At 65.3% G+C, this 23,644-nt stretch carries 25 protein-coding genes and 1 pseudogene; 13 read left to right on the top strand and 13 right to left on the bottom strand.

Going from position 1 to position 23,644, the window contains the following annotated elements; genetic code table 11:
- The first annotated feature begins 543 nt into the window (after positions 1–543).
- The gene (locus ACVILL_RS29015; protein WP_456732184.1) at positions 544–2,502 is read left to right on the top strand and encodes a PAS domain S-box protein; all 1,959 of its coding nucleotides are present in this window, start codon (positions 544–546) and stop codon (positions 2,500–2,502) included.
- 188 nt (positions 2,503–2,690) lie between these two features.
- Entirely contained in the window at positions 2,691–2,879 is a 189-nt protein-coding gene (locus tag ACVILL_RS29010; protein ID WP_456732183.1) for a hypothetical protein, read from the top strand.
- A gap of 6 nt (positions 2,880–2,885) precedes the next feature.
- On the opposite strand, the gene ACVILL_RS29005 is transcribed toward ACVILL_RS29010, so the two are convergent.
- Positions 2,886–3,257 (bottom strand): avidin/streptavidin family protein, encoded by a 372-nt coding sequence (locus ACVILL_RS29005; RefSeq protein WP_456732182.1) that lies wholly within the window; start codon positions 3,255–3,257, stop codon positions 2,886–2,888.
- A gap of 321 nt (positions 3,258–3,578) precedes the next feature.
- On the opposite strand from ACVILL_RS29005, the gene ACVILL_RS29000 reads away from it, so the two are divergent.
- Positions 3,579–3,812: a hypothetical protein gene (locus tag ACVILL_RS29000; protein WP_456732181.1), complete on the top strand. Its 234-nt coding sequence runs from the start codon at positions 3,579–3,581 to the stop codon at positions 3,810–3,812.
- Between the two features lie 13 nt (positions 3,813–3,825).
- On the opposite strand, the gene ACVILL_RS28995 is transcribed toward ACVILL_RS29000, so the two are convergent.
- From ACVILL_RS28995 to ACVILL_RS28985, 3 genes are all read right to left on the bottom strand, one after another.
- The gene (locus tag ACVILL_RS28995) at positions 3,826–5,097 is read right to left on the bottom strand and encodes an NAD(P)/FAD-dependent oxidoreductase (protein ID WP_456732180.1); all 1,272 of its coding nucleotides are present in this window, start codon (positions 5,095–5,097) and stop codon (positions 3,826–3,828) included.
- Complete coding sequence (locus ACVILL_RS28990) at positions 5,097–6,761, bottom strand: thiamine pyrophosphate-binding protein (protein WP_456732179.1); 1,665 nt, start codon at positions 6,759–6,761, stop codon at positions 5,097–5,099. Before ACVILL_RS28990 ends, ACVILL_RS28995 begins: the two co-directional genes overlap by 1 nt.
- Positions 6,762–7,623: 862 nt before the next feature.
- Complete coding sequence (locus ACVILL_RS28985) at positions 7,624–7,875, bottom strand: hypothetical protein (protein WP_456734480.1); 252 nt, start codon at positions 7,873–7,875, stop codon at positions 7,624–7,626.
- A 90-nt stretch (positions 7,876–7,965) separates the two neighbouring features.
- On the opposite strand from ACVILL_RS28985, the pseudogene ACVILL_RS28980 reads away from it, so the two are divergent.
- A pseudogene (locus tag ACVILL_RS28980) lies at positions 7,966–8,169 on the top strand (PAS domain-containing protein); the annotation flags it as partial.
- A gap of 409 nt (positions 8,170–8,578) precedes the next feature.
- Positions 8,579–9,139 (top strand): methyl-accepting chemotaxis protein, encoded by a 561-nt coding sequence (locus tag ACVILL_RS28975; protein ID WP_456732178.1) that lies wholly within the window; start codon positions 8,579–8,581, stop codon positions 9,137–9,139.
- Positions 9,140–9,162: 23 nt separating this feature from the next.
- Here the strand turns inward: ACVILL_RS28975 and ACVILL_RS28970 are convergent, their stop codons facing one another.
- From ACVILL_RS28970 to ACVILL_RS28950, 5 genes are all read right to left on the bottom strand, one after another.
- Complete coding sequence (locus ACVILL_RS28970) at positions 9,163–10,308, bottom strand: acyl-CoA dehydrogenase family protein (RefSeq protein WP_456732177.1); 1,146 nt, start codon at positions 10,306–10,308, stop codon at positions 9,163–9,165.
- 196 nt (positions 10,309–10,504) lie between these two features.
- Positions 10,505–11,332 carry an SDR family NAD(P)-dependent oxidoreductase gene (locus ACVILL_RS28965; protein WP_456732176.1) on the bottom strand — a complete coding sequence of 276 codons (828 nt, stop codon included), beginning with the start codon at positions 11,330–11,332 and terminating at the stop codon, positions 10,505–10,507.
- 9 nt (positions 11,333–11,341) lie between these two features.
- Positions 11,342–11,749, bottom strand: coding sequence for a MaoC family dehydratase (locus tag ACVILL_RS28960; protein ID WP_456732175.1), 408 nt, complete (start codon positions 11,747–11,749; stop codon positions 11,342–11,344).
- Complete coding sequence (locus ACVILL_RS28955; RefSeq protein ID WP_456732174.1) at positions 11,746–12,177, bottom strand: MaoC family dehydratase N-terminal domain-containing protein; 432 nt, start codon at positions 12,175–12,177, stop codon at positions 11,746–11,748. Before ACVILL_RS28955 ends, ACVILL_RS28960 begins: the two co-directional genes overlap by 4 nt.
- A gap of 7 nt (positions 12,178–12,184) precedes the next feature.
- Positions 12,185–13,369 carry a lipid-transfer protein gene (locus tag ACVILL_RS28950; RefSeq protein WP_456732173.1) on the bottom strand — a complete coding sequence of 395 codons (1,185 nt, stop codon included), beginning with the start codon at positions 13,367–13,369 and terminating at the stop codon, positions 12,185–12,187.
- Positions 13,370–13,464: 95 nt separating this feature from the next.
- On the opposite strand from ACVILL_RS28950, the gene ACVILL_RS28945 reads away from it, so the two are divergent.
- The 5 genes from ACVILL_RS28945 (at position 13,465) to ACVILL_RS28925 (ending at position 18,189) form a co-directional block, all read left to right on the top strand.
- Positions 13,465–14,250, top strand: a complete 786-nt coding sequence (locus ACVILL_RS28945; protein ID WP_456732172.1) for a TetR/AcrR family transcriptional regulator — start codon at positions 13,465–13,467, stop codon at positions 14,248–14,250.
- Positions 14,180–15,736 carry a long-chain-fatty-acid--CoA ligase gene (locus ACVILL_RS28940; RefSeq protein ID WP_456732171.1) on the top strand — a complete coding sequence of 519 codons (1,557 nt, stop codon included), beginning with the start codon at positions 14,180–14,182 and terminating at the stop codon, positions 15,734–15,736. Before ACVILL_RS28945 ends, ACVILL_RS28940 begins: the two co-directional genes overlap by 71 nt.
- A 205-nt stretch (positions 15,737–15,941) precedes the next feature.
- Positions 15,942–16,538 (top strand): DUF2889 domain-containing protein, encoded by a 597-nt coding sequence (locus ACVILL_RS28935; protein WP_456732170.1) that lies wholly within the window; start codon positions 15,942–15,944, stop codon positions 16,536–16,538.
- A 57-nt stretch (positions 16,539–16,595) separates the two neighbouring features.
- A complete protein-coding gene (locus ACVILL_RS28930) occupies positions 16,596–17,144 on the top strand; it encodes a GrpB family protein (RefSeq protein ID WP_456732169.1) in 549 nt (182 codons plus the stop codon).
- Between the two features lie 127 nt (positions 17,145–17,271).
- Positions 17,272–18,189 (top strand): DMT family transporter, encoded by a 918-nt coding sequence (locus ACVILL_RS28925; RefSeq protein WP_456732168.1) that lies wholly within the window; start codon positions 17,272–17,274, stop codon positions 18,187–18,189.
- A gap of 28 nt (positions 18,190–18,217) precedes the next feature.
- Here ACVILL_RS28925 and ACVILL_RS28920 read toward each other — a convergent pair whose 3' ends face one another.
- Entirely contained in the window at positions 18,218–18,688 is a 471-nt protein-coding gene (locus tag ACVILL_RS28920) for a carboxymuconolactone decarboxylase family protein (RefSeq protein ID WP_456732167.1), read from the bottom strand.
- Positions 18,685–19,098 (bottom strand): cupin domain-containing protein, encoded by a 414-nt coding sequence (locus tag ACVILL_RS28915; protein ID WP_456732166.1) that lies wholly within the window; start codon positions 19,096–19,098, stop codon positions 18,685–18,687. The genes ACVILL_RS28920 and ACVILL_RS28915 overlap by 4 nt, the downstream gene beginning before the upstream one ends.
- Positions 19,099–19,187: 89 nt before the next feature.
- Here ACVILL_RS28915 and pdxR point away from each other — a divergent pair, with 89 nt between their 5' ends.
- Positions 19,188–20,633: a MocR-like pyridoxine biosynthesis transcription factor PdxR gene (gene pdxR / locus ACVILL_RS28910; RefSeq protein ID WP_456732165.1), complete on the top strand. Its 1,446-nt coding sequence runs from the start codon at positions 19,188–19,190 to the stop codon at positions 20,631–20,633.
- On the opposite strand, the gene ACVILL_RS28905 is transcribed toward pdxR, so the two are convergent.
- A complete protein-coding gene (locus ACVILL_RS28905; protein ID WP_456732164.1) occupies positions 20,611–21,438 on the bottom strand; it encodes an SDR family NAD(P)-dependent oxidoreductase in 828 nt (275 codons plus the stop codon). The two genes, pdxR and ACVILL_RS28905, sit on opposite strands and share 23 nt — an antisense overlap.
- A gap of 257 nt (positions 21,439–21,695) precedes the next feature.
- Here ACVILL_RS28905 and ACVILL_RS28900 point away from each other — a divergent pair, with 257 nt between their 5' ends.
- Positions 21,696–22,049 carry a hypothetical protein gene (locus ACVILL_RS28900; protein ID WP_456732163.1) on the top strand — a complete coding sequence of 118 codons (354 nt, stop codon included), beginning with the start codon at positions 21,696–21,698 and terminating at the stop codon, positions 22,047–22,049.
- A gap of 179 nt (positions 22,050–22,228) precedes the next feature.
- Positions 22,229–22,849: a TerC family protein gene (locus ACVILL_RS28895; protein ID WP_456732162.1), complete on the top strand. Its 621-nt coding sequence runs from the start codon at positions 22,229–22,231 to the stop codon at positions 22,847–22,849.
- A 59-nt stretch (positions 22,850–22,908) separates the two neighbouring features.
- On the opposite strand, the gene ACVILL_RS28890 is transcribed toward ACVILL_RS28895, so the two are convergent.
- Positions 22,909–23,628 (bottom strand): RraA family protein, encoded by a 720-nt coding sequence (locus ACVILL_RS28890; RefSeq protein ID WP_456732161.1) that lies wholly within the window; start codon positions 23,626–23,628, stop codon positions 22,909–22,911.
- Positions 23,629–23,644 lie beyond the last annotated feature (16 nt).

Below are 23,644 nucleotides of genomic sequence, written 5' to 3'. Positions count from 1 at the left end.
CTTACTTCGTGCTCTCCCCGGCGAGACTGGGCTTTGTTGTCACCGTCTCCGCAACGCGCACCGCGCAATTCGAGAGACACCTACCACTAGGGCGTCAGGACCACACGACTTCACCGTCCGCGTCATACGCACTCGTCAGTTGCGCAATCGGCGTCCACCGCATCTCGACCCGCGTTCGTGACGACCGCGAAGCGCCCCTCGATCGGGTGAGACGGCCGAACCATACACTGAGTTGTCCTTCTGATAAATCGAAATATTTTTGCCGAGACGGATTGACAGATTTTGACTGAGTTGCCCGTCGTGTCGCATGGGCAACGGCGGTCCGAACAATCGAAGGATGGGTAAGCCGTCCCATTCTTGCCCAGCCTCTTCGGGCAATTCCGCGCAGTGATGAATTGCAGTTCATTCGGCTCGAGTGCAGAACCCTCCGATTGGTTCCTAATTTGCAGGCTATTGCGGCCGGGAACGAGTTCAATATGCTGACGTTACCGCCTACGTCATCCGATTGCATCGAGGGGCGGCTCATTTGGGTATTGTGCGCGAATGCATTCAAACGCAACTGGCGTCACAGACAGTCAACGGCTTCAACTGCTGATCGACACGATCGTCGACTACGCGATTTATCTGGTCGATCCTGACGGCACGATCGCGAGCTGGAATTCCGGCGCGACCCGAATGAAGGGATATACCGCCGACGAGATCATCGGGCGCCCTTTGTCGATCTTCTATACCCCCGAAGATCAAGCCGCCGGACTGCCGCTGAAGGCGTTGGCGATCGCCGCCGAGCAAGGACGATTTAGCTCGGAAGGCTGGCGCGTGCGCAAGGATGGAAGCCGCTTTTGGGCGACCGTGGTGATCGAGGCTGTACGGGATCACAAGGGGTCACTGATCGGATTCGCCAAGGTCACACGCGACATCACCGAGCGTCAGGAAGCAGGCCGGGCCCTCATAGAGAGCGAACGGCGCTACCGCCGGCTGATCGAAGCAGTGGTGGACTATGCCATCTTCCAGCTCGATGCCAAGGGCTTCATCGTCACCTGGAATCCGGGCGCTGAACGGATCAAGGGCTACCCGCCGGAGGAAATCATCGGCCGGCACTTCTCGCAGTTCTACACGGAGGAGGATCGCGCAAATCGCAAGCCTCAACTCGCGCTCGAGCAAGCCGCGCAAGGTCGGTTCGAAGCCGAGGGATGGCGTGTACGCAAAGACGGCTCGAAGTTCTGGGCGTCGGTCGTCATCGACCGGATCGTCGACGAAGGCGGCGCACTGATCGGGTTTGCCAAAATTACCCGCGACATCACCGAACGCCGCGCCGCACAGGAGGCGTTGGCCAAGGTCCAGGATCAATTGCTTGCCTCGCAAAAGCTCGAGGCTGTCGGACAGCTCAGCGGGGGCGTCGCGCACGATTTCAACAATCTGATGATGATCGTGATCGGCAATTTGGAAACGATGGAGCGGCACGCCAGGCAGCTTGCCAGCAACGCCAATTTTCAGCGAGCTCTATCCCATGCGAAACGCGGCGCCCAGCGCGCAGCCAGCCTGACCAGCCGCCTGCTCGCCTTTTCGCGGCGACAGGCTCTTGCTCCGAAACCGATCGAGCTGAACAACTTCCTCAGCGGGCTGCAGGACTTTCTGCAACGAACCCTCGGCGAGCGCGTCGAGGTTCAAACGGTCGGCAGCGCCGGGCTCTGGCAGATCGAAGCGGACCCGAACCATCTCGAATCGGCCATGCTCAACCTTGCGATCAATGCGCGCGATGCGATGCCGGACGGCGGCAAACTGACGATCGAGGCGGTCAACGTATCCGCCGATTATGAGTATTGCCTGCGAAATCCTGAACTCAATCCCGGGCAATACGTGGTGATCAGCGTGACAGACACCGGCCTCGGCATGAGCAAGGACACGCTGAGCCACGCCTTTGAGCCGTTCTTCACCACCAAGGAGACCGGCCAGGGCACCGGGCTTGGCCTAAGCCAAGTATATGGTTTCGTGAAGCAGTCCGGTGGTCATATCAAGATCTACAGCGAGCTCGATTATGGGACCAACATCAAGATGTATTTCCCCCGCCACCGTGGCCCGGCCGCGGTGCAGGAGGAAATCAACGAACCTGTCGCCGAGGCTGAATCGAGCAAGATCGAGACGATCCTGGTCGTCGAAGACGACGAGGATCTTCGCACTTATGTCAGCGAGCTGCTGCGCGAGCTGAATTACCGGGTCCTGACGGCGGGGAGCGCGCAGGCCGCGCTGACGATCCTGCTGCAGGCCCAGCCGCATATCGATCTCGTGCTGACCGACGTGGTGATGCCGGGCATGAACGGCCGCGAACTCGGGAAACGCGCTGCCGAGATGCGGCCCGGACTGAAGATTCTCTATATGACAGGCTACTCGCAGAACGCCGTCATCCACCATGGAAGGCTGGACCAGGGCGTCGATCTTCTGGAGAAACCGGTCTCACAGGCCAAGCTCGCCTCACGGGTCCGGGAGATACTTGATCGCCGCTAGACTGCATTGGTGGGGATGGCTGGGGCACAGCGATACCCATCAACTCCGCCTTGGGCGCGACGCGTAGCGCTCGCTTCCCATCTTACGATCGTATCCCGCCTGAGGTTCGGCGGCAAATTATCACAGGTTATTGTCGCATGCTTCCGTGCCACCTTACCGTTGGTGGAAAGCGCATTCGGGGACCGGAAATGCAGGACATGCTGATGCATCTCGAAAAACTTCGCACTGACGCCGCGGAGTGCGCCTTGATCCGCGATCTGGCAACGGATGTCCGAAAGCGCGAGCTGTTCAGCAAGCTTGCCGAGCATCTGAGTGCTCTCGCCGCGGAAGTCGAAAGCGCCGTTGCCGCGGCGCGCGCGGAGGGCGAAGCCACCTAGTCGATGCTACATCACCCGTTCAAAGGTATCGATGCTGGTCGTGACCGCTCGCCACCAGTTCAACGGCTTCAGCATCGCCGGTTCGCCCTCCCCGGCTGCAACCAGCGCCTTGTCAGACACGACGAACCACGCCGTTTCCATTTTTCCGTCGCGAAGCAAACCGGCATAGGAGACGACACGATCGCCCGCCGCCGAAGACCCGACCGACGAAAAGCCGATGCAATTGCCCCGGTGGGCGCCGGCGATCGGGACCGTCTGACCGTAAAAGCCGCTATCGGCAAGCGCCGTACGAAAGGTCCCCTCGATGCGGCCATCGGCGTCGCTGGTGATCTCGACGATCGATCCATACTGGTTCTGCCATTTGGCGACCCACGTCATCTCGGCCTCCCGTTACCGCATGCCCTCGCCCCCGAAAGAGCGGACAACACATCGAGGAAATCGTTGTTCCGGGTGAGATGCCAACATCTGGGAAAGGTGCAGCAATCGGCCGATTGGAACCACCGTGGCGTCGGCGTATTGTCATTCACCCGCCGGTTGAACGGTAATACACTGCTAGCTCCGATATGCGTGGCGAAGCGCGCCTGCCCGCCGGTACATTAGCCGGCATCTGTTGACCTTCAGGATCTTTCATTTGGCACAAATTGCATACCCGGCATCGAGCACGACGTGGCGGCGGACCACTGCCGCCAGAGACGCGCAATGAAGATGGACAAGGCCATCTGGTACGTCTCGTTCGCGCTGAGCAATCCTGACGCCGGACACCACCGCTTCGCGCGCCAGACCCGCACCTTCACGACCGAGCAGGATGCCAAGGCGTTCGCACGCACCCTGCTCGTTCAGACCCAAGACGTCAGCGCCGGCACGATCAATCCGCACATGCCACGGCGCGTGATCGCACCGGCGGCGATCACGGCGTGGGCCGGCGAGAGCTGAGCTCCGCGTCCCCTTACAAAAATCGTGACGGCGCGAACGGCTGAAGCGGAATCTCCGGTGTCTGGCCGCTGAGCAATTGCGCGACCAGTCGGCCGGTGCGGGCCGAGCCGACCAGCCCGACATGGCCGTGGCCGAAGGCGTAGACCACGTCGCGCGAGGCGCGGCTGTGGCCGATGCAGGGGCGTCCGTCGGGCATGCTCGGGCGATGGCCGAACCAGGTCTTGATGCGCGACGGCGGGATATCCCTCGGCAGCTTCGGGAACATGCTGAAGAGACGCTCGCGCAGGATCTCGGCGCGCTGCCAGTTCGGCTCGGCGTCGAGTCCTGCGATCTCCACCGTGCCGGCGGCGCGCAGGCCCTTGTCGGTCCAGTTGACGACCATCTTGGCGTCCGAGGCCATCATCGAATTGCGCGGTCCGGATTCCGGGTTCTCGATCATGACGTGGTAGCCGCGCTCGGTCTCCAGCGGCAGCGGGTCGCCGATCGATGCGGTCAGCTGCTTCGAGCGCGCGCCCGCGGCGACGACCGCCGCATCGCAGGCGATCTCGCCGCTCTCGGTGACCACGGCAACCAGCCTGTCACCCGCAAGCCTGAGGCCTGTGGCCTTGGCGGCGATACGCTCGGCGCCGTTCGCGATCGCATGCGCGGCGAGCGCCGCGACATAGGCGCCGGGATCGCGGCAGCGGCCGGCCTCCTCGACCACGACGCCGAACTTGTAGCGCGGATGCAGATCGGGCTCGCGCTGCCGCATCTCGTCTTCATTGAGCTCCAGCCATTCGATGCCGACGCGGTTGCGGATGCGCCAGCCGAGATCGTTGTCAAAGGGGGCGCGCGAGGGAAACACGTGCATCACCCCGCGCCGCTCGATCAGCTCGGGCACGCCGGCTTCCTCTGCGAGCTGCCGGTGCAGCAGCGGCGCGTCCTTCAGGAGATCGCGCATCGCCCGCGCGGTGGCCTCGACCTGCACCTCGGTCCAGCTCGACAGCAGATATTTGACCAGCCACGGCAGGGCCTGCGGCAGATATGACCAGCGGATCGCGAGCGGTCCGAGCGGATCCGTCAGATAGCCCGGCACCTTCTTCCAGGTGCCAGGCTCGGCCGGCGGGATCACCGAATGCGACGACAGCCAGCCGGCATTGCCATAGCTCGCCGCCTGGGTGCCGCCCGGCTCGCCCGGATCGATCAGGGTGACGCGATGGCCCGCGCGGAGCGCCTCGATGGCTGAGATCACGCCGACCGCGCCGGCGCCGATGATCGCGACGTGACGGCCGGCGGACTCGGGCATCAGCGCGCAGCCTGCTCGGGAACAAAATCCTTGCCGACCGACAGCGCGCGCTGATCGACCAGGCAGTGCAGGATCGCGGGCTTGCCGGAGGCAAGCGCCCGCTCGAAGGCCGGCGCGAAATCCTCGGTGCGTTCGACCCGCTCGCCATGGCCGCCGAATGCCTTGGCGTAAAGCGCGAAGTCCGGGTTCCTGAGCTGGGTGCCGACGACGCGGCCGGGATAGTCGCGCTCCTGATGCATGCGGATGGTGCCGTATTGCGCGTTGTCGATGACGACGACGATCAGGGCTGCGTCGTACTGCACGGCGGTGGCGAACTCCTGCCCGTTCATCAGGAAGCAACCGTCGCCGGCGAACGCGACGACGACGCGATCCGGGTGATGCCGCTTGGCCATCACGGCCGCCGGCACGCCATAGCCCATCGAGCCCGAGGTCGGCGCGAGTTGCGCGGCGAAAGCGTGGAAGCGATGGTGGCGATGAATCCAGCCGGCGTAATTGCCGGCGCCGTTGCAGACGATCGCATCCTTCGGCAGCCGGTCGCGCAGCCAGGTCACGACCTCGCCGTACTGGAAGCCGCCCGGCAGCTCGCGCGGCTTGTCGGTCCAGGCGAGATAATCGGCGTGCGCCTTGGCCGCCTCGCCCTTCCATGCAGGCGTGGCCGCGGGCTTCATGGTCTCGACCGCGGCGGCAAAGGCCGCCGGCGTCGCCTGGATCGCCAGCGCCGGCTGGTAGACGCGGCCGAGCTCCTCGGAGCCGGGATGGACGTGGATCAGCTTCTGGCTCGGTGCGGGAATGTCGAGCAAGGTGTAGGACGAGGACGGCATCTCCGACATGCGGCCGCCGATCAGCAGGATGACGTCGGCGCCGGTGATGCGGTCTTTCAGCTTCGGGCTCGGGCCGATGCCGAGATCGCCGGCATAGTGCGAATGGTCGGCGTCGAACAGCGAGGCACGGCGGAACGAGGTCGCCACCGGAAGATCAAAGCGCTCGGCAAAGCGCGCGATGCCCTTGGCCGCCTCTGCGGTCCAGGCCGAGCCGCCGAGCACCACGATCGGCGCCTTCGCGCTCGCGAGCATGGTACCGAGGCGCTCGAGATCCGCCGGCGCCGGCCAGCTCGCGGCGGGCTCGACCTTCGGCGCGTCGGCGACCGCGGCGGTCTCCGTGAGCATGTTCTCCGGCAGCGAGATCACGACCGGACCGGGGCGGCCCTGCAGCGCGACGCGGAAGGCACGCGCGACCAGCTCCGGAATGCGATCCGGGGAATCGATCTCGACCGCCCATTTCGCCATGGTGCCAAACACCGCCTTGTAGTCGAGCTCCTGGAACGCCTCGCGCTCGCGCATGCCGGTATCGACCTGGCCGACGAACAGGATCATCGGGGTGGAGTCCTGCATCGCGATGTGCACGCCGTGGGCGGCATTGGTCGAGCCGGGACCGCGGGTGACGAAGCAGATGCCGGGACGCCCGGTGAGCTTGCCATAAGCCTCCGCCATCATCGCCGCACCACCCTCGGCGCGGCAGATCACGACATCGATCGGGCTGTCATGCAGGGCGTCGAGCGCCGCCAGATAGCTCTCGCCCGGCACGCAGGTGACGCGCTCCACCCCTTGCGCGACCAGCTGGTCGATCAGGATCTGGCCTCCGGTGCGGGCATTGCTTTTGGTCATGAGGGCTCCCTGCGGCTACTGGCGCGCCTTGGCTTGGCGCGGAACGTGATCCCACGGGGGTATGATAGTCGGAAATATGGTGCAAGGCCGAAGCCGCGCCTCGCGGGCAAGGCGACGCCTAGCCATGCGATAGGCTATGGGCAAATTTGTTTCGTCATCGATTTCCGCAGAGCGGACGATCGCCGGCAGGATCGAAGCGACCGCGGCCGGCGAGCAAGCCGGTCGGCGCCAACCGATTTCATATCTCGCTGCCGGCATGCGGACGACATGTTCCGATGCCGGCCGGCGGGCTCGACAGGGTATCGCGCGCTCGGATCAACCTGCGCGTGCTCCTTCCAGTAGCGTCCCCACCGACGATACAACGGCACGCAAGCGCGAAGATGATCCGCAAGCCACATCATCGAGACGCATCGTCGACGCGCATCGTCATGACCGAACGCACGCCGGCGCCGCGCGAGACGATTGAGGCAAACGCGTTGCATCGCGCGTGACGACAGCGTGGCACACTCTGCATACACTTCGCCATCATGTGCACGCTGACAAGCATTTGCAGCGCGCGCTATCGCGCCCGTAAGACTACGGTGCGGCGCGCGGTCGCTTCGCAGCTTCTCCACGCGATCGCGCGGATTTCGCAGCAAATCGCCGTCATGCGCGTCGATTACGGCCGCGCCTCATTGCATGCATCGCACGTTGACCTTCATGCGCGCACGCGCGGTGCATTGCATGCACTTCTGGACGAAACTCGAATCGCCTACCGTTCCATGCAGTCAGAAATTGTAATTCGTGTATCGCACCTGCCCGCCGTCCCGCGGCGGAAGGCGTTCTGTCGCCGATCAGGTGCATCGTTTTTCAGTTCACCAATTCATACCAAGGCTGGAGGCAATGCATGTTGGGGATGAAGAGCATCGCAAGCGTCATCGGTTCGGACAGCTCGTACCGGCTGTTCGACGATATGCCGATCAGTGTCATGCTGTGCGAGCTGGACAATTTCAAAATCACCTACATCAACGAGTCGACGCGGCAGAATCTGAAGAAGATCGAGCACGTGCTGCCGGTGAAGGTCGACGCGCTGATCGGACAATCGATCGACATCTTTCACAAGAACCCGCAGCATCAACGCCGGCTGCTGTCGGATCCGAAGAACCTGCCGCACAAGGCGCGCATCACCATCGGCGGCGAGACGCTCGATCTCACCGTGACGGCGATGACCAATTCACGCGGCCGCTACAGCGGGCCGATGCTGACCTGGGAGCTCGCGACCGAGAAGGCGCGGCTCGAGACCCAGACCGAGCGGCTATTGCAGATGCTCGACAACATGCCGATCAACATCATGATGTGCGACACCGATTTCAACATCACCTACATCAACCAGACCAGTCTCAAGACGCTCGACACCGTGAAGCACCTGCTTCCGGTACGGCCGGACCAGATCCTCGGCAACTCGTTCGACATCTTCCACAAGAACCCCGCGCATCAACGCCGCATCGTCGGCGATCCGAAGAACCTGCCGCATGCGGCCAAGATCAAGCTCGGCCCGGAAACGCTCGACCTGCGGGTCTCCGCGCTGACCGACAAGCGCGGCGCCTACACCGGCGCAATGCTGAGCTGGTCGGTGGTCACCGGCAATGTGAAGCTGGCCGACGATTTCGAGAAGGACGTGAAGGGCCTTGCCGGGATGCTGGCGTCGGCCTCGACACAAATGCAGGGCACCCGCGCGATCGCTGACGACGACAGCCGAATTCGTCAATCAGCGCTCGGCGAGTGCTGCGTCCGCGTCCGAGGAGCTGTCCTCCTCGGTCAACGAGATCAGCCGCCAGGTGGCCGAGGCGAGTCGCATCGCCCGCATGGCGGTCGAGGAAGCCGAGAAGTCCGACAAGCTGGTCGCGGGCCTCGTCACCATGGCGCAGAAGATCGGCGACGTCGTGGCCCTGATCAGTCAGATCGCCGGGCAGACCAATCTGCTTGCGCTCAACGCCACGATCGAGTCCGCGCGTGCCGGCGAGGCCGGCCGCGGCTTCGCGGTCGTCGCATCCGAGGTGAAGGCGCTGGCCAACCAGACCGCCAAGGCCACCGAGGATATCTCGGCGCAGATCAACGAAATGCAGGCCGCGACCGGCAACACCGCCACGGCGCTGAAGGCGATCTCGCAGGTCATCGTCCAGATCAGTGAGATCTCGACCGTGATCGCGAGCGCCGTCGAGGAGCAGGCCGCGGCCACCAAGGAGGTCACCGCCAACATCAACGGAACCACCAAGGCGATCGACGATGCCAGCAAGGCCGCCGAGAACGTCCTGGCAGCCTCCGGCGAGCTCGCCAGCAACGCCTCCAAGCTGGAAGTCCAGGTCGACAAGTTCTTGAAGAACGTGCGCGCGATGTAGTGCCGCCGGGATCGCGCGCTTGCCTACAGCGAGCGCGCGATCAACACCTTCATGATCTCGTTGGTGCCGCCATAGATCTTCTGGATGCGGGAATCGATGAACATCCGCGAGATCGGGTATTCCTGCATGTAGCCGTAGCCGCCGTGCAGCTGCAGGCATTCGTCCGCGGTCTCGACCTGCTTCTGGGAGCACCACCATTTCGCCATCGACGCCGTCACGGTGTCGAGGTCGCCGGCGACCAGCCGCTCGACGCACCAGTCGACGAAGACGCGGGCGATCATCGCCTCGGTCTTCCGCTCGGCCAGCGTGAACGCGGTGTTCTGGAATTCGATCAGCGGCTTGCCGAACGCGGTGCGCTCCTTGGTGTATTCGGCTGTGATCTTGACCGCGCGCTCCATCGAGGCGACCGCGCCGATTGCAAGCGACAGCCGCTCCTGCGGCAATTGCTGCATCAGCTGCACGAAGCCGTTGCCCTCCTCATTGCCGAGCAGGTTCTCCGGCGGCACCGTGACATTGTCGAAGAACAGCTCGGAGGTGTCCGAGGCGTGCAGGCCGACCTTGTCGAGGTTGCGCCCGCGCCGGTAGCCTTCGGCGCCGGCGGTCTCGACCACGATCAGCGAGATGCCCTTGGCGCCCGGCGCCCCGGTGCGCGCCACCACGATCACGAGATCGGCAGCCTGGCCGTTGGTGATGAAGGTCTTCTGGCCGTTGATGACGTAGGCATTGCCCTGCTTCTTCGCCGTGGTCTTGACGGCCTGCAGGTCGGAGCCGGTGCCCGGCTCGGTCATCGCGATGGCGCCGACCATCTCGCCCGACGCCATCTTCGGCAGCCAGCGCCGCTTCTGCTCCTCCGAGCCGTAATTGAGGATGTAATGCGCGACGATCGCGCTGTGCACGGAAACGCCGGTGGTCAATTCGGGGACGGTGCTCTCGAGGTCGTCGAGCACCGCGGCGTCATAGGCAAAGGTGGTCCCGAGGCCGCCATAGGCCTCCGGCACGCTCGGCAGCAACGCGCCCATCTCGCCGAGCGCGCGCCAGGCCGAGCGGTCGACCATCTTCTGCGCGCGCCATGTCTCGGCGTGCGGCGCCAGGTCCTTGGCGAGGAATTTGCGGAACTGGTCGCGGAACGTGTCCAGCTCCTCGGTCATCCAGGACGATCGGTAGTGCATCATTCCCTCTGTGCTATTTTCACCACGTCACTGCCGGCCCATGCGGACATCTCGCACCGCTATCCCCGTCATTGCGAGCGGAGCGAAGCAATCCATCGCACCATACACGCGGAGCGATGGATTGCTTCGTCGCTATCGCTCCTCGCAATGACGGAAGCATGCGCCAGCAAGGCCGCGACGAGGCTTTGTGACGAGACTAGACGATCAGACCGCCGCCGGCGACGATCACCTGACCGCTGATGTAGTTCGATTCCGGCGCGCAGAACAGATAGACCGCGTCCGCCGCCTCTTCCGGCGTGCCGCCGCGGCCGAGCGGGATCATGCGGCCCATCGCCTCCAGCATCTGCGGCTGCACGCCGACCTTGATGTCGCGGCCGGCGACGTCGATGGACTTCTGCTGGGTCTCGATCGGCTGGGTCAGGCGGGTGTTGATCAGGCCGAAGGCGACGCAATTGACGTTGACCTTGTAGCGGCCCCACTCCTTGCACATCGTGCGCGTCAGCCCGATCAGCGAGGCTTTTGCGGAAGAATAGCTCGCCTGCCCGGCATTGCCGTAGAGGCCCGCGATCGAGGAGATGTTGACCACCTTGCGGAACACCTCGCGCCCCGCCTCGGCCTCCTTCTTCGCCATCACCCGGATCGGCTCCGAGGCCGCGCGCATGATGCGGAACGGCGCGACCAGATGCACGTCGAGCATCGCCTGGAACTGCTCGTCGGTCATCTTCTGGATCGTCGAGTCCCAGGTGTAGCCGGCATTGTTGACGATGATGTCGAGGCCGCCGAACTGCTCGATGGCGGTGCCCACGAAGCGATCGGCAAAGCCGGCCTCGGTCACGCTGCCATTGACCGCGATGGCTTCGCCGCCGATGGCCTTGATCTCGGCGACGACGGCATTGCCCGGCTCGGCATCGAGGTCGTTGACCACGACGCGCGCGCCCTCGCTCGCAAGCTTCAGCGCAATCGCACGCCCGATGCCGCGGCCCGATCCGGAGACGAGCGCGACTTTGCCTTGCAGTTTGGACATGGTTTCTCCCTAGAGCGCGATGATGGCTTCGCCGGCGAGCTTGATCTCGCCGTTCTGATCCGTGGTCGTCAGCGCGACCTTCGCCCGCTTCTCGCCGCCCTGCTCGATCAGCTCGGTCACCGTGCCCTCGCAGGTCAATTTGGCCCCGAGTTGGGTGATCGCGGCGAAGCGGGTCGAGAACGAGCGGATGCGCGACGGCGCCACCGCATCCGTCAGCGCCTGGCCGAGATAGCCCATGACCAGCATGCCGTGCGCGAACACGTCGGGGAAGCCGGCCGCCTTCGCGAAGTCGATATCGACATGGATCGGATTGTGATCGCCCGAGGCGCCGCAATACAGCGCCAGCCGATGCCGGGTGATCGGCGGAAACTCCTTGTGGACGATGCGGTCGCCGACCGCCGGATGTGTTGCGCTCATGACGGCCTCGCATTGCGCACCACGATGGTGCGCGAGACGTCGGCGACATGGACGCCGGCCTGGTTGGTGACGGGCGTGTCGACCACGATCAGCGTCATCGCCCCGCCCTTCTTGTCGGTCACGCTGGCGACGCGCGGCCGGAACGTCAGGGTGTCGCCGACCACCACGGGCGCGTGATAGTCGAAGCGCTGCTCGCCATGCAGCACGCGGGCGAGATCGATGCCAAGCGCGGTCAGGAACTCGAACGGGACCGTCGCGTCCATCATCTCGAGGCAGAACAGATAGGTCGGCGGCACCGGCGCCGTCTCCCCCTCACGATAGACCGGGTTGGTCTCACCGAGCGTATCGAGGAAGAAGCGCAGGCGCGCCGGCTCGACGCGCGCGGTCACCGGCGTGAATTCGCGCCCGACGGCGGATTGATCGACCATGGCGGCCTCAGGCCCGTTCGTAGAGCGTCACGACGCAGGCGCCGCCGAGACCGAGATTGTGCTGCAGCCCGATCCGCGCACCCTCCACTTGCGTCGCCGCGGCGGTGCCGCGCAGCTGCCGCGTCAGCTCGTAGCACTGCGCAAGGCCGGTGGCACCGAGCGGATGGCCCTTCGACAGCAGACCGCCGGACGGATTGGTGACGATCCGGCCGCCATAGCTGTTGTCGCCGTCGTCGATGAATTTCGCGGCCTCGCCCTCGCCGCACAGGCCGAGCCCTTCATAGGTGATCAGCTCGTTGTGGGCGAAGCAGTCGTGCAGCTCGACGACGTCGAGATCTTTCGGACCAATGCCGGCGGCCTCATAGACCTTGTTGGCGGCGTCGCGCGCCATGTCGTAGCCGACCACCTGCATCATGTCCGACGCACCGAACGTCGACGGCGTATCCGTCGTCATCGCCTGCGCCGCGATGCGGACGCTCTTGTTGAGGCCGTGCTGGTCGGCGAACTTCTCCGAGACCAGGATCGCGGCCGCGCCGCCGCAGGTCGGCGGGCACGCCATCAGCCGCGTCATCACGCCGGGCCAGATCACCTGGTCGTTCATCACGTCGTCGGCGGTGACCTCCTTGCGGAACAGCGCCAGCGGATTGTTCTTGGCATGGCGGCTCGCCTTGGCGCGGACCTTGGCGAAGGCCGACAGCGGCGTGCCGTATTTCTTCATGTGGCTGAGGCCGGCGCCGCCGAAGTACCGCAGGGCCAGCGGCACGCCGGGGGCGTCGACGAGCTTGTCGGCCGCGGCATCGAAATCGTCGAACGCGCTGGGACGGTCGGTGAACACGGCCCCTAACGCGCCGGGCTTCATCTGCTCGAAGCCGAGCGCCATCACGCAATCGGCCGCGCCCGACTCGATCGCCTGCCGCGCCAGGAACAGCGCGGTCGAGCCGGTCGAGCAGTTGTTGTTGACGTTGACGATCGGGATGCCGGTCATGCCGACCGGATAGAGCGCGCGCTGGCCGCAGGTGGAGTCGCCATAGACATAGCCGACATAGGCCTGCTGGACACGGCCGTAGTCGAGCCCGGCATCGGCGAGTGCGAGCTTCGCGGCCTCGGCGCCCATCACATGATACGGCGCATTGGCGCCCGGCTTGACGAACGGGATCATGCCGACCCCGGCAACATAGGTGCGTGACGTCATCGCGTGCCCTCCCGGAAATTACCCACTGGACTATTTATTACCCATGGGTAATATACGGGCGATCTTCCGGAGTCAATGCGACAACAGCCGACGCGATGGACGCCCGCTCCCCCTCTTCCAGCAACGAGTCCCCCTGGCTGCCGTTCGAGAGCCGGCGCCGCGCCCGCGACGAGAAGCGCGAGGCGGTGCTGCGCACGGCCGTCGCCCTGTTCCTCGAGCAGGGCTATCACCGCGCGACGCTGAACGAGGTCGCCAGGCGGCTCAACATCACCAAGCCGGCGCTCTACAATTACTTCCGCGGCAAGGACGAGATCCTCTACGAGTGCTGGTCGATCGGCAATGAACTGGTCGACGATTGCATCGCCGAGACCACCGCCGGCGGCGGCACCGGCCTGGCCAAGCTGCGCAAGCTGATCGTCCGCTATGCCGAGCTGATGACCGCGGATTACGGCAAGAGCCTGGTCCGTTTCGACATCCGCGACCTCAGCGAGGACAACCGCAAGATCGTGCAGACCGCGAAGCGGCGCATCGATCGCGCCTTCCGCGACTATATCGCGGATGGCGTCAAGGACGGTTCGGTGAGACAGTGCGACCCCAAGCTCGCGGCCTTCGCCATTGCAGGCTCGCTGAACTGGATCGGCCACTGGTTCCAGCCCGGCGGCGAGCTGACCGGCCGCGCAGTGGCCGAGGAATTCGCGATCCGCCTCACCGAGGGGATTGCAACGACAGCAATGCGCAAAGCAGCCGTTCCGGCTGCAGAGAAGGCGGACAAACCGCCTCGCAAGGGAAACGCATCAAGGGAGGATAAGGGTGAACATCACACACGGGCTGCGGCGCGCGCTGCAGGTCAATCCAAGTGGGCTCGCAGTCGTCTGCGGTGATCGGCGGCGCAACTGGCGCGAGGTCGGCACCCGCGTCGCCCGCCTCGCCTCCGCGATCCGCTCCCTCGGCGCTGAGGATGGCGACCGCGTCGCGATCCTGTCGCTGAACTCGGACCGCTATCTCGAGCTCTACCTCGCCGTCGGCTGGGCCGGCGCCGTGATCGTGCCGCTCAACATCCGCTGGTCTCCGCTGGAGAACGAGGATGCGCTGCGCGACTGCCGCGCAACGATCCTGTTCGTCGACAGGGCGTTTGCGCCGGTCGGTGCGACGCTGGCAGGTGCCATCCCCGGCCTGAAGCTGATCTATGCCGACGAAGGCGAGACGCCTGAAGGCATGGAGAATTACGAGACGCTGATCGCCCGCAGCGAGCCCATTCCGGATGCGATGCGCACGCGCGACGATCTCGCCGGCATCTTCTACACCGGCGGCACCACCGGCCGCTCCAAGGGCGTGATGCTGAGCCACGGCAATCTGATGGCCAATGCGCTGAACGCGCTCGGCGAAGGCTTGTGGCCCAGCAGCACGATCTACCTGCACGCGGCGCCGATGTTCCACCTCGCCAACGGCGCGGCGATGTATTCGGTGCTGCTGTCAGGCGGATCCAACGTCGTGATCCAGGGCTTCACGCCTGACGGCGTTGCGGCCGCCGTGCAGAAGGAGCGCGTCACCGACGTGCTGCTGGTGCCGACCATGATCCAGATGTTCGTCGACCACCCGACGCTCGGCAATTACGACCTGTCGTCGCTGAAGCGGATCGCCTATGGCGCATCTGTCATCAGCGACGCCGTGCTGATGCGCGGAATGAAAGCGCTGCCGCATATCGAGTTCACGCAGGCCTACGGCATGACCGAACTGTCGCCGATCGCGACGCTGCTGCACTGGAAGGAGCATATCGGCGACGGCCGCGCCAAGGGCCGGCATCGCGGCGCCGGCCGCGCCACGCTCGGCGCCGAAGTGAAGATCGTCGATGCCTTGGATCAGGTCGTGCCGCTTGGCACCGTGGGGGAGATCGCGGTGCGCGGCGACATGGTGATGATGGGCTATTGGGAGCGGCCGGAAGAGACCGCGCGCGCCGTGATCGACGGCTGGATGCACACCGGCGACGGCGGCTACATGGACGAGGACGGTTTCGTCTACGTCGTCGACCGCGTCAAGGACATGATCATCTCCGGCGGCGAGAACGTCTATTCGGCCGAGGTCGAGAACGCCCTCGCCCAGCATCCGGCCGTGGCGCAATGCGCCGTGATCGGCATCCCGAGCGAGCGCTGGGGCGAGCAGGTCCACGCCGTCGTGGTGATGAAGAGCGGCGCCGCCGCCACGCAGGAAGAGCTGATGCAGCACTGCCATACGCTGATCGCCGGCTATAAATGCCCGCGCAGCGTCGACATCACCTCGACGCCGCTGCCGCTCTCCGGCGCCGGCAAGATCCTGAAGCGCGAGCTGCGCAAACCGTATTGGGAGAACCGGGAGCGGCGGGTCAGCTGAGGCGCCGCACTCCCGTCATTCCGGGGCGATGCGAAGCATCGAGCCCGGAATCTCGAGATTCTCGGTGCGCAATTGCGCACCTGAGGGTTCGGTCCTGCGGACCGCCCTGGAATGACGGATGTTCATGACACCATTCTGCCGCAAGCGTTGACATCGGCGCACGCGGCCGATTGGATCGGCGTTAGATTCAATCCAGCGAGTTCCGATGTCCGCACCCGATACCAATGCCGACGGCAAGCCCCGCCGCCTGATGCACCGCCGCTCCGTCGAATGCCTCGGCTACCTCCGCGACGACGGGCTGTGGGAAGTTGAGGCGCGGCTGGTCGACACCAAGCCCTATGCACGGCAGGACAAGCATCGCGGCCTGCAGCAGCCCGAGGATCCCGTGCACGACATCCGGCTGCGGCTCGCGGTCGACGACAGTTTTACGATCCGCGAGACCGGCACCACGATGGCCTCGACACCCTACCCATCCTGCCTCGACGTCGAAGGCATCTTGCAGCGCCTGGTCGGCGAGCGCATTGGCAAGGGCTGGCGTGAGCTGGTCCGCCGCAAGATCGGCAAACTCGAGACCTGTACCCATCTTGCCGAACTCCTCGGTCCGGCGGTGACGACACTGTTCCAGACCGCGACCTCCGGCAAGGATCCGCAGGGCCGCGGCGCGCTCGATCACCAGCGCGACGTCACCGAGCCGCCGTTCTTCGTCGGCGGCTGCTATTCGTGGCGGCTGGACGGCCCGGTCGTGGCCGAGACATTTCCGCAGTTCGCGAAGCAGCCCGTCGAGGCCAAGCAGGGTTCGTGAGTGACGCCCCGGCGGCTGGCCGCGTGACGCTCCGTGAAAGGCAATCAGGAGGCGAGCGTGGAGAAGTACGGCGCCGGGTCGATTGTCGTCTCCGACTACGACCCCAAATGGCCCACATTGTTCGCGCAGGAGCGCGCACGGATCGCGCAAGCTCTCGGCACGTTCGCCCTGGCCATCGAGCATATCGGCAGCACCGCCGTTCCGGGTCTGCCGTCGAAGCCGATCATCGACCTGCTGATCGGCGTACCCAGCCTCGAAGAAGCCAGGCGGCGATGCATCAAACCGATCGAAGCACTTGGCTATGTCTACGTTCCGGAATATGCGTCGTGGATCCCCGGCGAGCTGTTCTTCCGCAAGGGGCCACCTGGTCCGTGGACCCACCATGTGCATGTGATGGAGCCGTCGCATCCGCGCTGGGAGGCATTGGTGGTGTTTCGCGACTATCTTCGCGCTCACCCCGAAGCAGCCCGCGCCTACGCCGACATCAAGCGGGACCTTGCGGCTTCATCAAAGGACAATATCGGGGCCTATCGAAACGGCAAAAGTGCTTTCGTCGAGCAGACGACGGCCAAGGCGCGGGCATGGCGCGCAGCTGCGGGAGATTGAAGCACAAGCGGCCTCCGGCAAGCGGACACCTTCGTCGTCCGAAATGATCTCGCAGTCGGCAACCGCGCCACACAGCCCTGCACCGCAATGGGTTGATCCGCGTCGCGAGCTCACGTAGTCGTCCGGCATGAGCGAACATACGGCCGCGGCCAAGACTGCAACTCTTCCAGATGCGAAGGCCATACTGTTCGGGGTCGCAAGTGGTCTCGGTGCAGCGCTTTGCTGGGCGCTCGGCTTCGTGGCGACCCGGCACGGCCTCAAGGTCGGGTTCACGCCGGTGGACCTCTTGATGCATCGCTTCCTGTGGTCAGGCATCGTGTTCATCCCGCTCGTTCTCCGCGCCGGCCTGCGAAATCTCTGCGGCATCGGATGGGGGCGCGGCATGGTGCTGATGCTGCTGGGCGGACCGGTGATGTCGCTGATCAGCTATACCGGCTTCATGTTCGTGCCTCTGGGGCACGGCAGCGTGATCCAGCCTTCCTGCGCGACCCTGGGCGGACTGTTTCTCGCGGCCGTCCTGCTGAAGGAATCGATCTCGCTCTCTCGGGTCGCCGGTGCGGTCGCCATCGTTGTCGGGCTTGCCGTGATCGGCAGCGAGTCGATCGGCCATATGGGATCGAGCGCCGTGATGGGCGATCTGATCTTTGTCACGACCGGATTGATGTTCGCAGGCTTCGCCACGCTGGTGCGCTATTGGCGTGTGTCTGCATTCTCCGTGGCCACCGTCATCAGCGTGCTGTCGCTCTCGCTGTTTCCACTCTATGTCGCCTCGGGCGGCCTTGCTCGCGATGCGGCCATCGGGCTGAACGAAAATGCGCTGCAAGCGGCCGCCCAAGGTATCCTGGCCGGCCCCGCGGCCATGTATTTGTTCGCCCTGTCGATCCAGCATCTCGGCGTTGCCCGCGCAGCCGTCTTTCCCGCGACCGTCCCGGTGTTGACCTTGCTGTTGGGCTGGCTCCTGATCGGCGAGCCGCCGACCACGGTGCAGGCGGCGGGACTGGTCACCGTATTGGCGGGATTCTATCTCGCGCAACGTCAGAGTTAGACGATAGCGGCCCCCCCTCCCTTTCCGATCACGCCGCCGCGGCGGCGTGCTCGGCTACGGCCTGCGGCGGATTGCGGAAGCCGATCGCGATCCGGTTGTAGGTATTCATCAGACCGATCGCGATGGTCAGGTCGACCAGCTGCTTCTCGCTGAACACGGTTCGCGCCGCCTCATATTCGCGGTCCGGGATCGCGGTCTCTGCCACGCGCGTGACGGTCTCGGCCCAGGCCAGCGCCGCGCGCTCCTCGGCGTCGAACAGCGCGTCCGCCTCGCGCCAGACCTGCAGCACCGCCAGCTTCTCGATCTTGACGCCCATCTTCAAAAGCGAGCGCGTGTGCATATCGAGGCAATAGGCGCAGCCGTTGATCTGCGAGATGCGCAGATAGACCAGCTCGATCAGTCGCGCGGACAGCCCGCATTGCGTGAGATAGCCATAGACCCCGCCGAGTGCCTTGATGCCCGCGGGCGCGGCCTTGTTGTAGTCGATCCGTACGCTCATTGCTTGGGTCCTTCCTTGTCATAGACGGTCAGCGCCTTGTCGTTGCTGTCGACGACAAAGACTGCGAGCAGCTTGGCCGGCTCGGTCGCGCTGGCATTTCGCCCGAGTACGTGATGCGCACCGGGCGCCTCGAAAAAGCTGTCGCCGGCGCGATAGACATGCGGCGCGGCCTCGCCCTCGACCTGGCTCTCGATCGCGCCCTCGAGGACATAGACATAGAGAAAGCCCGACTTGGCGTGATGGTGCGGCGCCGAGGGCTCGCCCGGCGCGAAGTCGACCTCGGCCGCGACCAGCGACTTGCCGGGAATGTTCGGGATCACATGCTCGAATTTCGGCGTCACCGATTCCATTGCCATAGCGGGGGTCGCAAGCACCGCGCAGGCCATGACGACTGGCAGTAAAAGCTTCATCTGATTGCCTCCATTGCTATCGGATAGATGCGGCTGGAGGGGCCTGAAAAGAAGCACCAAGAATGAACCGAATTGGTGTACCACGAGCCATGCCAAAGCCGCTTCCCATCGCGCTCGACCGCTCGGCCAAAACGCCGCTCTCGGAGCAGATCCGCAAGGCGATCGTGGCGGCGATCGACAATGGCGTGCTGCTGCCGGGCGCCCGGCTGCCGTCCTGGCTCGACCTCGCCGCGCAGCTCGGCGTCGCGCGCGGCACGGTGCGGGCGGCCTACGACAAGCTGTCGGACGCCCAGCACATCGTGTCGTCGAAGGCCAACGGCACTACCGTCGCCAGCCGACCAAGGAAAGCCGCAAAGCCGGACACGCCGGTTGCGCCCGGATCGGTCGTGGAGATGTTTCAAGACCTCAGCGGTCAGGGACATTTCCGGATGGGTGTCCCCGCGCAGGATAGCCTCCCCGCAAAGCTGCTGGCGCGAGTCCGTGCCCGCGCCGTGCGGGCGGAATTGAGCGCAGTGGCCCGCACCGCCGATCCGCGCGGCGAGCTCGAATTGCGGCGCGAGATCGCGGCGCACCTTGCGATCGCGCGCGGGCTCGAATGCTCGCCCGCGCAGATCGTCATCACCTCGGGCTTCAGCGGCGGCCTCGGCCTCGCGCTGCGGGTGCTCGGCCTCGAAGGCCGCCGCGCATGGATGGAAGACCCGGGATTTCCTTTGACCCGAAAGGGGCTCGAGCTCGGCCGGCTTGATGTCGTCCCGGTTCCGGTCGATGCCCATGGCGTCGATGTCGACCATGGTCTCAAGCACGCACCCGACGCCGCGCTGGCGGTGGTGACGCCGGGGCAGCAGGCACCGCTCGGTCCGCCATTGTCGCCGACGCGCCGCGCGCAGCTGCTCGACTGGGCCGCGCAAGCCGGCGCCTGGATCATCGAGGATGACTACCTCGGCGAGTTGCAGCTCGACGGCCGCGCGGCGCCCGCGCTCGCCTCGCTTGATCGCGCCGGCCGCGTGGTCCATCTCGGCTCGTTCAGCAAGACCATCTCGCCGACGCTCCGGCTCGGCTTCCTGGTTGCGCCCGAGCAACTGGCGGCGCGGTTCGCCGATGTCGCGACGTGCCTGGCCCCCGCTCCCGGACCAGCCGTGCAGCTTTCCACCGCAGAGTTCATGCGCAACGGCCACTACATCCGCCACCTCCGGCGAACCAAGCGGGTTTATTGCGACAGCCGCGACGCGCTGACATCGGCGCTGCGCACGTGGAGCAACGACGTGCAGGTCGCCGGCCTCGCGGTGATGCTGCCGTTACCGGACAAGGCCAACGATATCGAAATCGCAAGGCAGGTGCTTGCGCACGGCCTCGCGCCCGCTCCGCTTTCGCCCTGGTACTCCTCACCGAAGCGTGCGCAGCCCGGCCTGTTGCTCGGCATCGCCACCGTGCCCGATCGCGGCGTTCAGGCCGCCTGCAAGCGCCTGTTCGAGGCGATCCGCGCGCAAGGCGCGCCGCCGGGGTCGCGCCGCGTCAGGAAGCCCGCAGGCCCGTAAGCGCAAGGCTCAGCGCCCGCAGCCGCTTGCGCGCCTCGGCGTCATAGGCCTGCGCATGGGCGCGTGCCTCGCGCTTGCCGTCGAAGAACAGCCCGCTCCGGCCGGCGACATCGTCGTCCTGGACCAGGCGCAGGATGGCGTCGCCGCCCTGCTCGACGGTCGAGATCGGCGTCGCGCCGCTGGCACGCACCATCGTGGTGTTCATGTAGGTCGCCGGGTGCAGCGAGTTGACGGTGACGCCCGTGCCTTCGAGCTCCGCGGCAAGATCGATGGTGAACATGATCTGCGACAGCTTGCTCTGGGAATAGGCGCGGGCGCCGCTGTAGTTCTTCGTGATCATCACGTCGCCGAAATCGATCGGGTGCTGGCCGAGCGAAGCGACATTGACAATGCGCGCAGGCGAGCTCGCCTTCAGCCGCGGCAGCAAGAGATGTGCGAGCAAGAAGCCGGCGAGATAGTTGACGGCAAAGCGCAGCTCGTGGCCGTCCTTGCTGGTCTGCCGCGCCGGTCCCTCGTTCTGCGAGCCGATGCCGGCATTGCTGACCAACACGTCGAGGCGCTCCTGGTCGTCGAGCACCAGCTGGGCGAGTTCGCGGACCTCGGCGAGCGAGGACAGGTCGGCCTGGTAGAACATCGGCTCGCGGCCACTGACCCGCTTGATCTCGTCGGCAAGGGCCTGCGCGCGCTTGGTATCGCGGCCGTGGATCAGGACCCGGGCGCCGGCCGACGCCAGCTTCATCGCGACGTAGCGGCCGACGCCATCGGTGGAACCGGTGATCAGCACCGTCTTGCCTGCCATATCCATCGAAATTGCCTTTCGATCGTTCGCCCAGCGCTGCCAGCAAAGATAAAGGCGCCGCATGAACTTTGCCATGGCATGCCACAGCGCCTTTCAGGGCCAAAACGGGGCCGAATTGGCCGGCACGCCCCCTCTTCCATGACCATGAGGCGTACAATCTGCCGCGCGGCGAGCGGTCGCGCGGCGCCGCGCCGCGCGTCAAGGCAAGCGCATTCTGATAACGTCGCGATGAACGGCTAAGCCAGGATCGGCAAGGATTTGGAATGTTCTCGATCATTCCAGACAGGTTCTCGCAGAAGGCTCCCTCGCTGGAGCCATACGGCATGCTCCTGCTCTTCGCAGTGCTATCGGCGCTGCCGATCGTCCTGACGCTTCGCCTGGTTGAGCCCGCACTCGTGCTGCCCGTGCTCAGCCTGTTGTTGTTCACGGAGGCAGCCATTGCCGCGCTCGCGGCGCGCGTGATCCACGTGCGCGCGGGTGTGGCGAACCTCACGCTGTGGGATTTTGCCGGCGCATTCACCTTCATGGGGTGCGCGGCGGCGATCCTCGGCGAGCCGGATCAGGCGGCGCTGTTCTTCGAGGAAGAAGCCGCAATGCGTCCGGTGTCACGACCGTAATCCCAGGCCGGGCCCCTCTGGCAGCCACAAGCTGCGATGTCGGACTGGAACTCAGTTGGAGTGGCCCTGCTTCGACCCATGGCGCAGCTTCGCGCCGTGGCGGATACGCCGCCGGCACGACGGCAACAGCCGGTTTCGTCGAAACGGTCCACTCCCCGATCTCAAGGGGAACATGACCCATGTCCGAACTGCTTTCACTCGACGCGCTCAGCGCATTGCTGCAAGTCGTCGTCATCGACCTCGTGCTGGCCGGCGACAACGCGGTCGTGATCGGCCTTGCCGCGGCGGGTCTGCCGGCGAAGCAACGCGGCAAGGCGATCCTGATCGGCATCGGCGCCGCGACGCTGCTGCGCATCCTGTTCGCGCTTGTCACTACGCAACTGATGCAGATCGTCGGCCTGCTGCTGGCCGGCGGCATCCTTCTGTTGTGGGTGTGCTGGAAGATGTGGCGGGAGCTGCGCGCCACCGCGCACGAGACCGCGGCCGAATATGCCGCCGATGGCGCGGAAGGCCAGCGCAAGACGCTGTGGCAGGCCACGACGCAGATCATCGTCGCCGACGTCTCGATGTCGCTCGACAACGTGCTGGCGGTCGCGGGCGCCGCCCGCGAGCAGCCGATCGTGCTGGTGTTCGGCCTGGCGCTCTCGATCGCGATGATGGGCGCGGCCGCGACCTTCATCGCGCGGCTCTTACAGAACCACCGCTGGATCGCCTATGTCGGCCTCGCCGTGATCCTCTATGTCGCCGTCGACATGACCATCCGCGGCGCATCCGAGATCGCCAAGGTCGCCCCGGTCTGACAAAGCAAAACGGCGGGTCTTTCGGCCCGCCGTTCCGCATATCGAAGACGCGCGTCGCGTCAGTGGATTTCGGCCGAACGCTTCAGCGCGTCCTTCAGCTTCTCGAGCGAGAAGTCCTTGGACCGCGCGATGTCCAGGATCGGGGTCTCGCGGCGGCCGCAGAGTTCGGCAGCCTCCGGCAGCTTCGCCGCGACCTCATAGGGGATCACGATCGCACCGTGGCTGTCGGCATGGATCAGGTCGTCGGAGCGCACCGTCATGCCGGCGACACGGACCTCACCGCCGAAGCTCTCGGCATGCACCCAGGCATGCGACGGGCCGATCGAGCCGGCCAGCGCCTGGAAGCCGGGCGCCCATTGCGGGATGTCGCGGATCGAGCCGTCGGTGATGACGCCGAGGCAGCCGAGGGCCTTGTGGACGTTGCTCTGCACCTCGCCCCAGAACGCGCCGTAGCCGACGTCGGGACCGTCGATGTCCTGGATGACAGAGATGCGCGGGCCGAAGCCGGTGCCGACATATTCGTAATATTCGATGCGGCGCTTCGACTGCTCCTCGGCCGAGAGGCCGGATTTCAGCACCGAGCGGATCGTCGTGGTGCGGGCGTAGCCGACGATCGGCGGCAAGGTCGGGAACGGGCAGACCAGCGGCTTCACGGTGTAGCCGATCAGACGGCGCTCGGGCGCCACGATCTCCATCGCGTTGCAGATCGTCGGCGTGTCGTAGCGCGCCAACGCCTCAAGGACGGAAGCAGGAAGCGGGGCGGAAGCGGATGTCGTCACGGCGTTTCTCTCCTGA

It is taken from the genome of Bradyrhizobium sp. USDA 3364 (genome assembly GCF_054056355.1).
The sequence above is the reverse complement of the archived record's forward strand: the minus strand, read 5'-3'. Positions and strand labels throughout refer to the sequence as shown.

Coding starts and splice junctions, on each gene's coding strand:
- ACVILL_RS28985 (WP_456734480.1), bottom strand. CDS start 7,875: ATGCTGCGGGTTCTTGTGAAAGATGTCGATCGATTGTCCGATCAGCGC.
- ACVILL_RS29015 (WP_456732184.1), top strand. CDS start 544: ATGCATTCAAACGCAACTGGCGTCACAGACAGTCAACGGCTTCAACTG.
- ACVILL_RS28905 (WP_456732164.1), bottom strand. CDS start 21,438: ATGGATATGGCAGGCAAGACGGTGCTGATCACCGGTTCCACCGATGGC.
- ACVILL_RS28995 (WP_456732180.1), bottom strand. CDS start 5,097: ATGCCCGAGTCCGCCGGCCGTCACGTCGCGATCATCGGCGCCGGCGCG.
- ACVILL_RS29010 (WP_456732183.1), top strand. CDS start 2,691: ATGCAGGACATGCTGATGCATCTCGAAAAACTTCGCACTGACGCCGCG.
- ACVILL_RS29000 (WP_456732181.1), top strand. CDS start 3,579: ATGAAGATGGACAAGGCCATCTGGTACGTCTCGTTCGCGCTGAGCAAT.
- ACVILL_RS28950 (WP_456732173.1), bottom strand. CDS start 13,369: ATGACGTCACGCACCTATGTTGCCGGGGTCGGCATGATCCCGTTCGTC.
- ACVILL_RS28925 (WP_456732168.1), top strand. CDS start 17,272: ATGAGCGAACATACGGCCGCGGCCAAGACTGCAACTCTTCCAGATGCG.
- ACVILL_RS28945 (WP_456732172.1), top strand. CDS start 13,465: ATGGACGCCCGCTCCCCCTCTTCCAGCAACGAGTCCCCCTGGCTGCCG.
- ACVILL_RS28955 (WP_456732174.1), bottom strand. CDS start 12,177: ATGGTCGATCAATCCGCCGTCGGGCGCGAATTCACGCCGGTGACCGCG.
- ACVILL_RS28935 (WP_456732170.1), top strand. CDS start 15,942: ATGTCCGCACCCGATACCAATGCCGACGGCAAGCCCCGCCGCCTGATG.
- ACVILL_RS28965 (WP_456732176.1), bottom strand. CDS start 11,332: ATGTCCAAACTGCAAGGCAAAGTCGCGCTCGTCTCCGGATCGGGCCGC.
- ACVILL_RS28960 (WP_456732175.1), bottom strand. CDS start 11,749: ATGAGCGCAACACATCCGGCGGTCGGCGACCGCATCGTCCACAAGGAG.
- ACVILL_RS28900 (WP_456732163.1), top strand. CDS start 21,696: ATGTTCTCGATCATTCCAGACAGGTTCTCGCAGAAGGCTCCCTCGCTG.
- ACVILL_RS28970 (WP_456732177.1), bottom strand. CDS start 10,308: ATGCACTACCGATCGTCCTGGATGACCGAGGAGCTGGACACGTTCCGC.
- ACVILL_RS29005 (WP_456732182.1), bottom strand. CDS start 3,257: ATGACGTGGGTCGCCAAATGGCAGAACCAGTATGGATCGATCGTCGAG.
- ACVILL_RS28915 (WP_456732166.1), bottom strand. CDS start 19,098: ATGAAGCTTTTACTGCCAGTCGTCATGGCCTGCGCGGTGCTTGCGACC.
- ACVILL_RS28895 (WP_456732162.1), top strand. CDS start 22,229: ATGTCCGAACTGCTTTCACTCGACGCGCTCAGCGCATTGCTGCAAGTC.
- ACVILL_RS28920 (WP_456732167.1), bottom strand. CDS start 18,688: ATGAGCGTACGGATCGACTACAACAAGGCCGCGCCCGCGGGCATCAAG.
- ACVILL_RS28990 (WP_456732179.1), bottom strand. CDS start 6,761: ATGACCAAAAGCAATGCCCGCACCGGAGGCCAGATCCTGATCGACCAG.
- pdxR (WP_456732165.1), top strand. CDS start 19,188: ATGCCAAAGCCGCTTCCCATCGCGCTCGACCGCTCGGCCAAAACGCCG.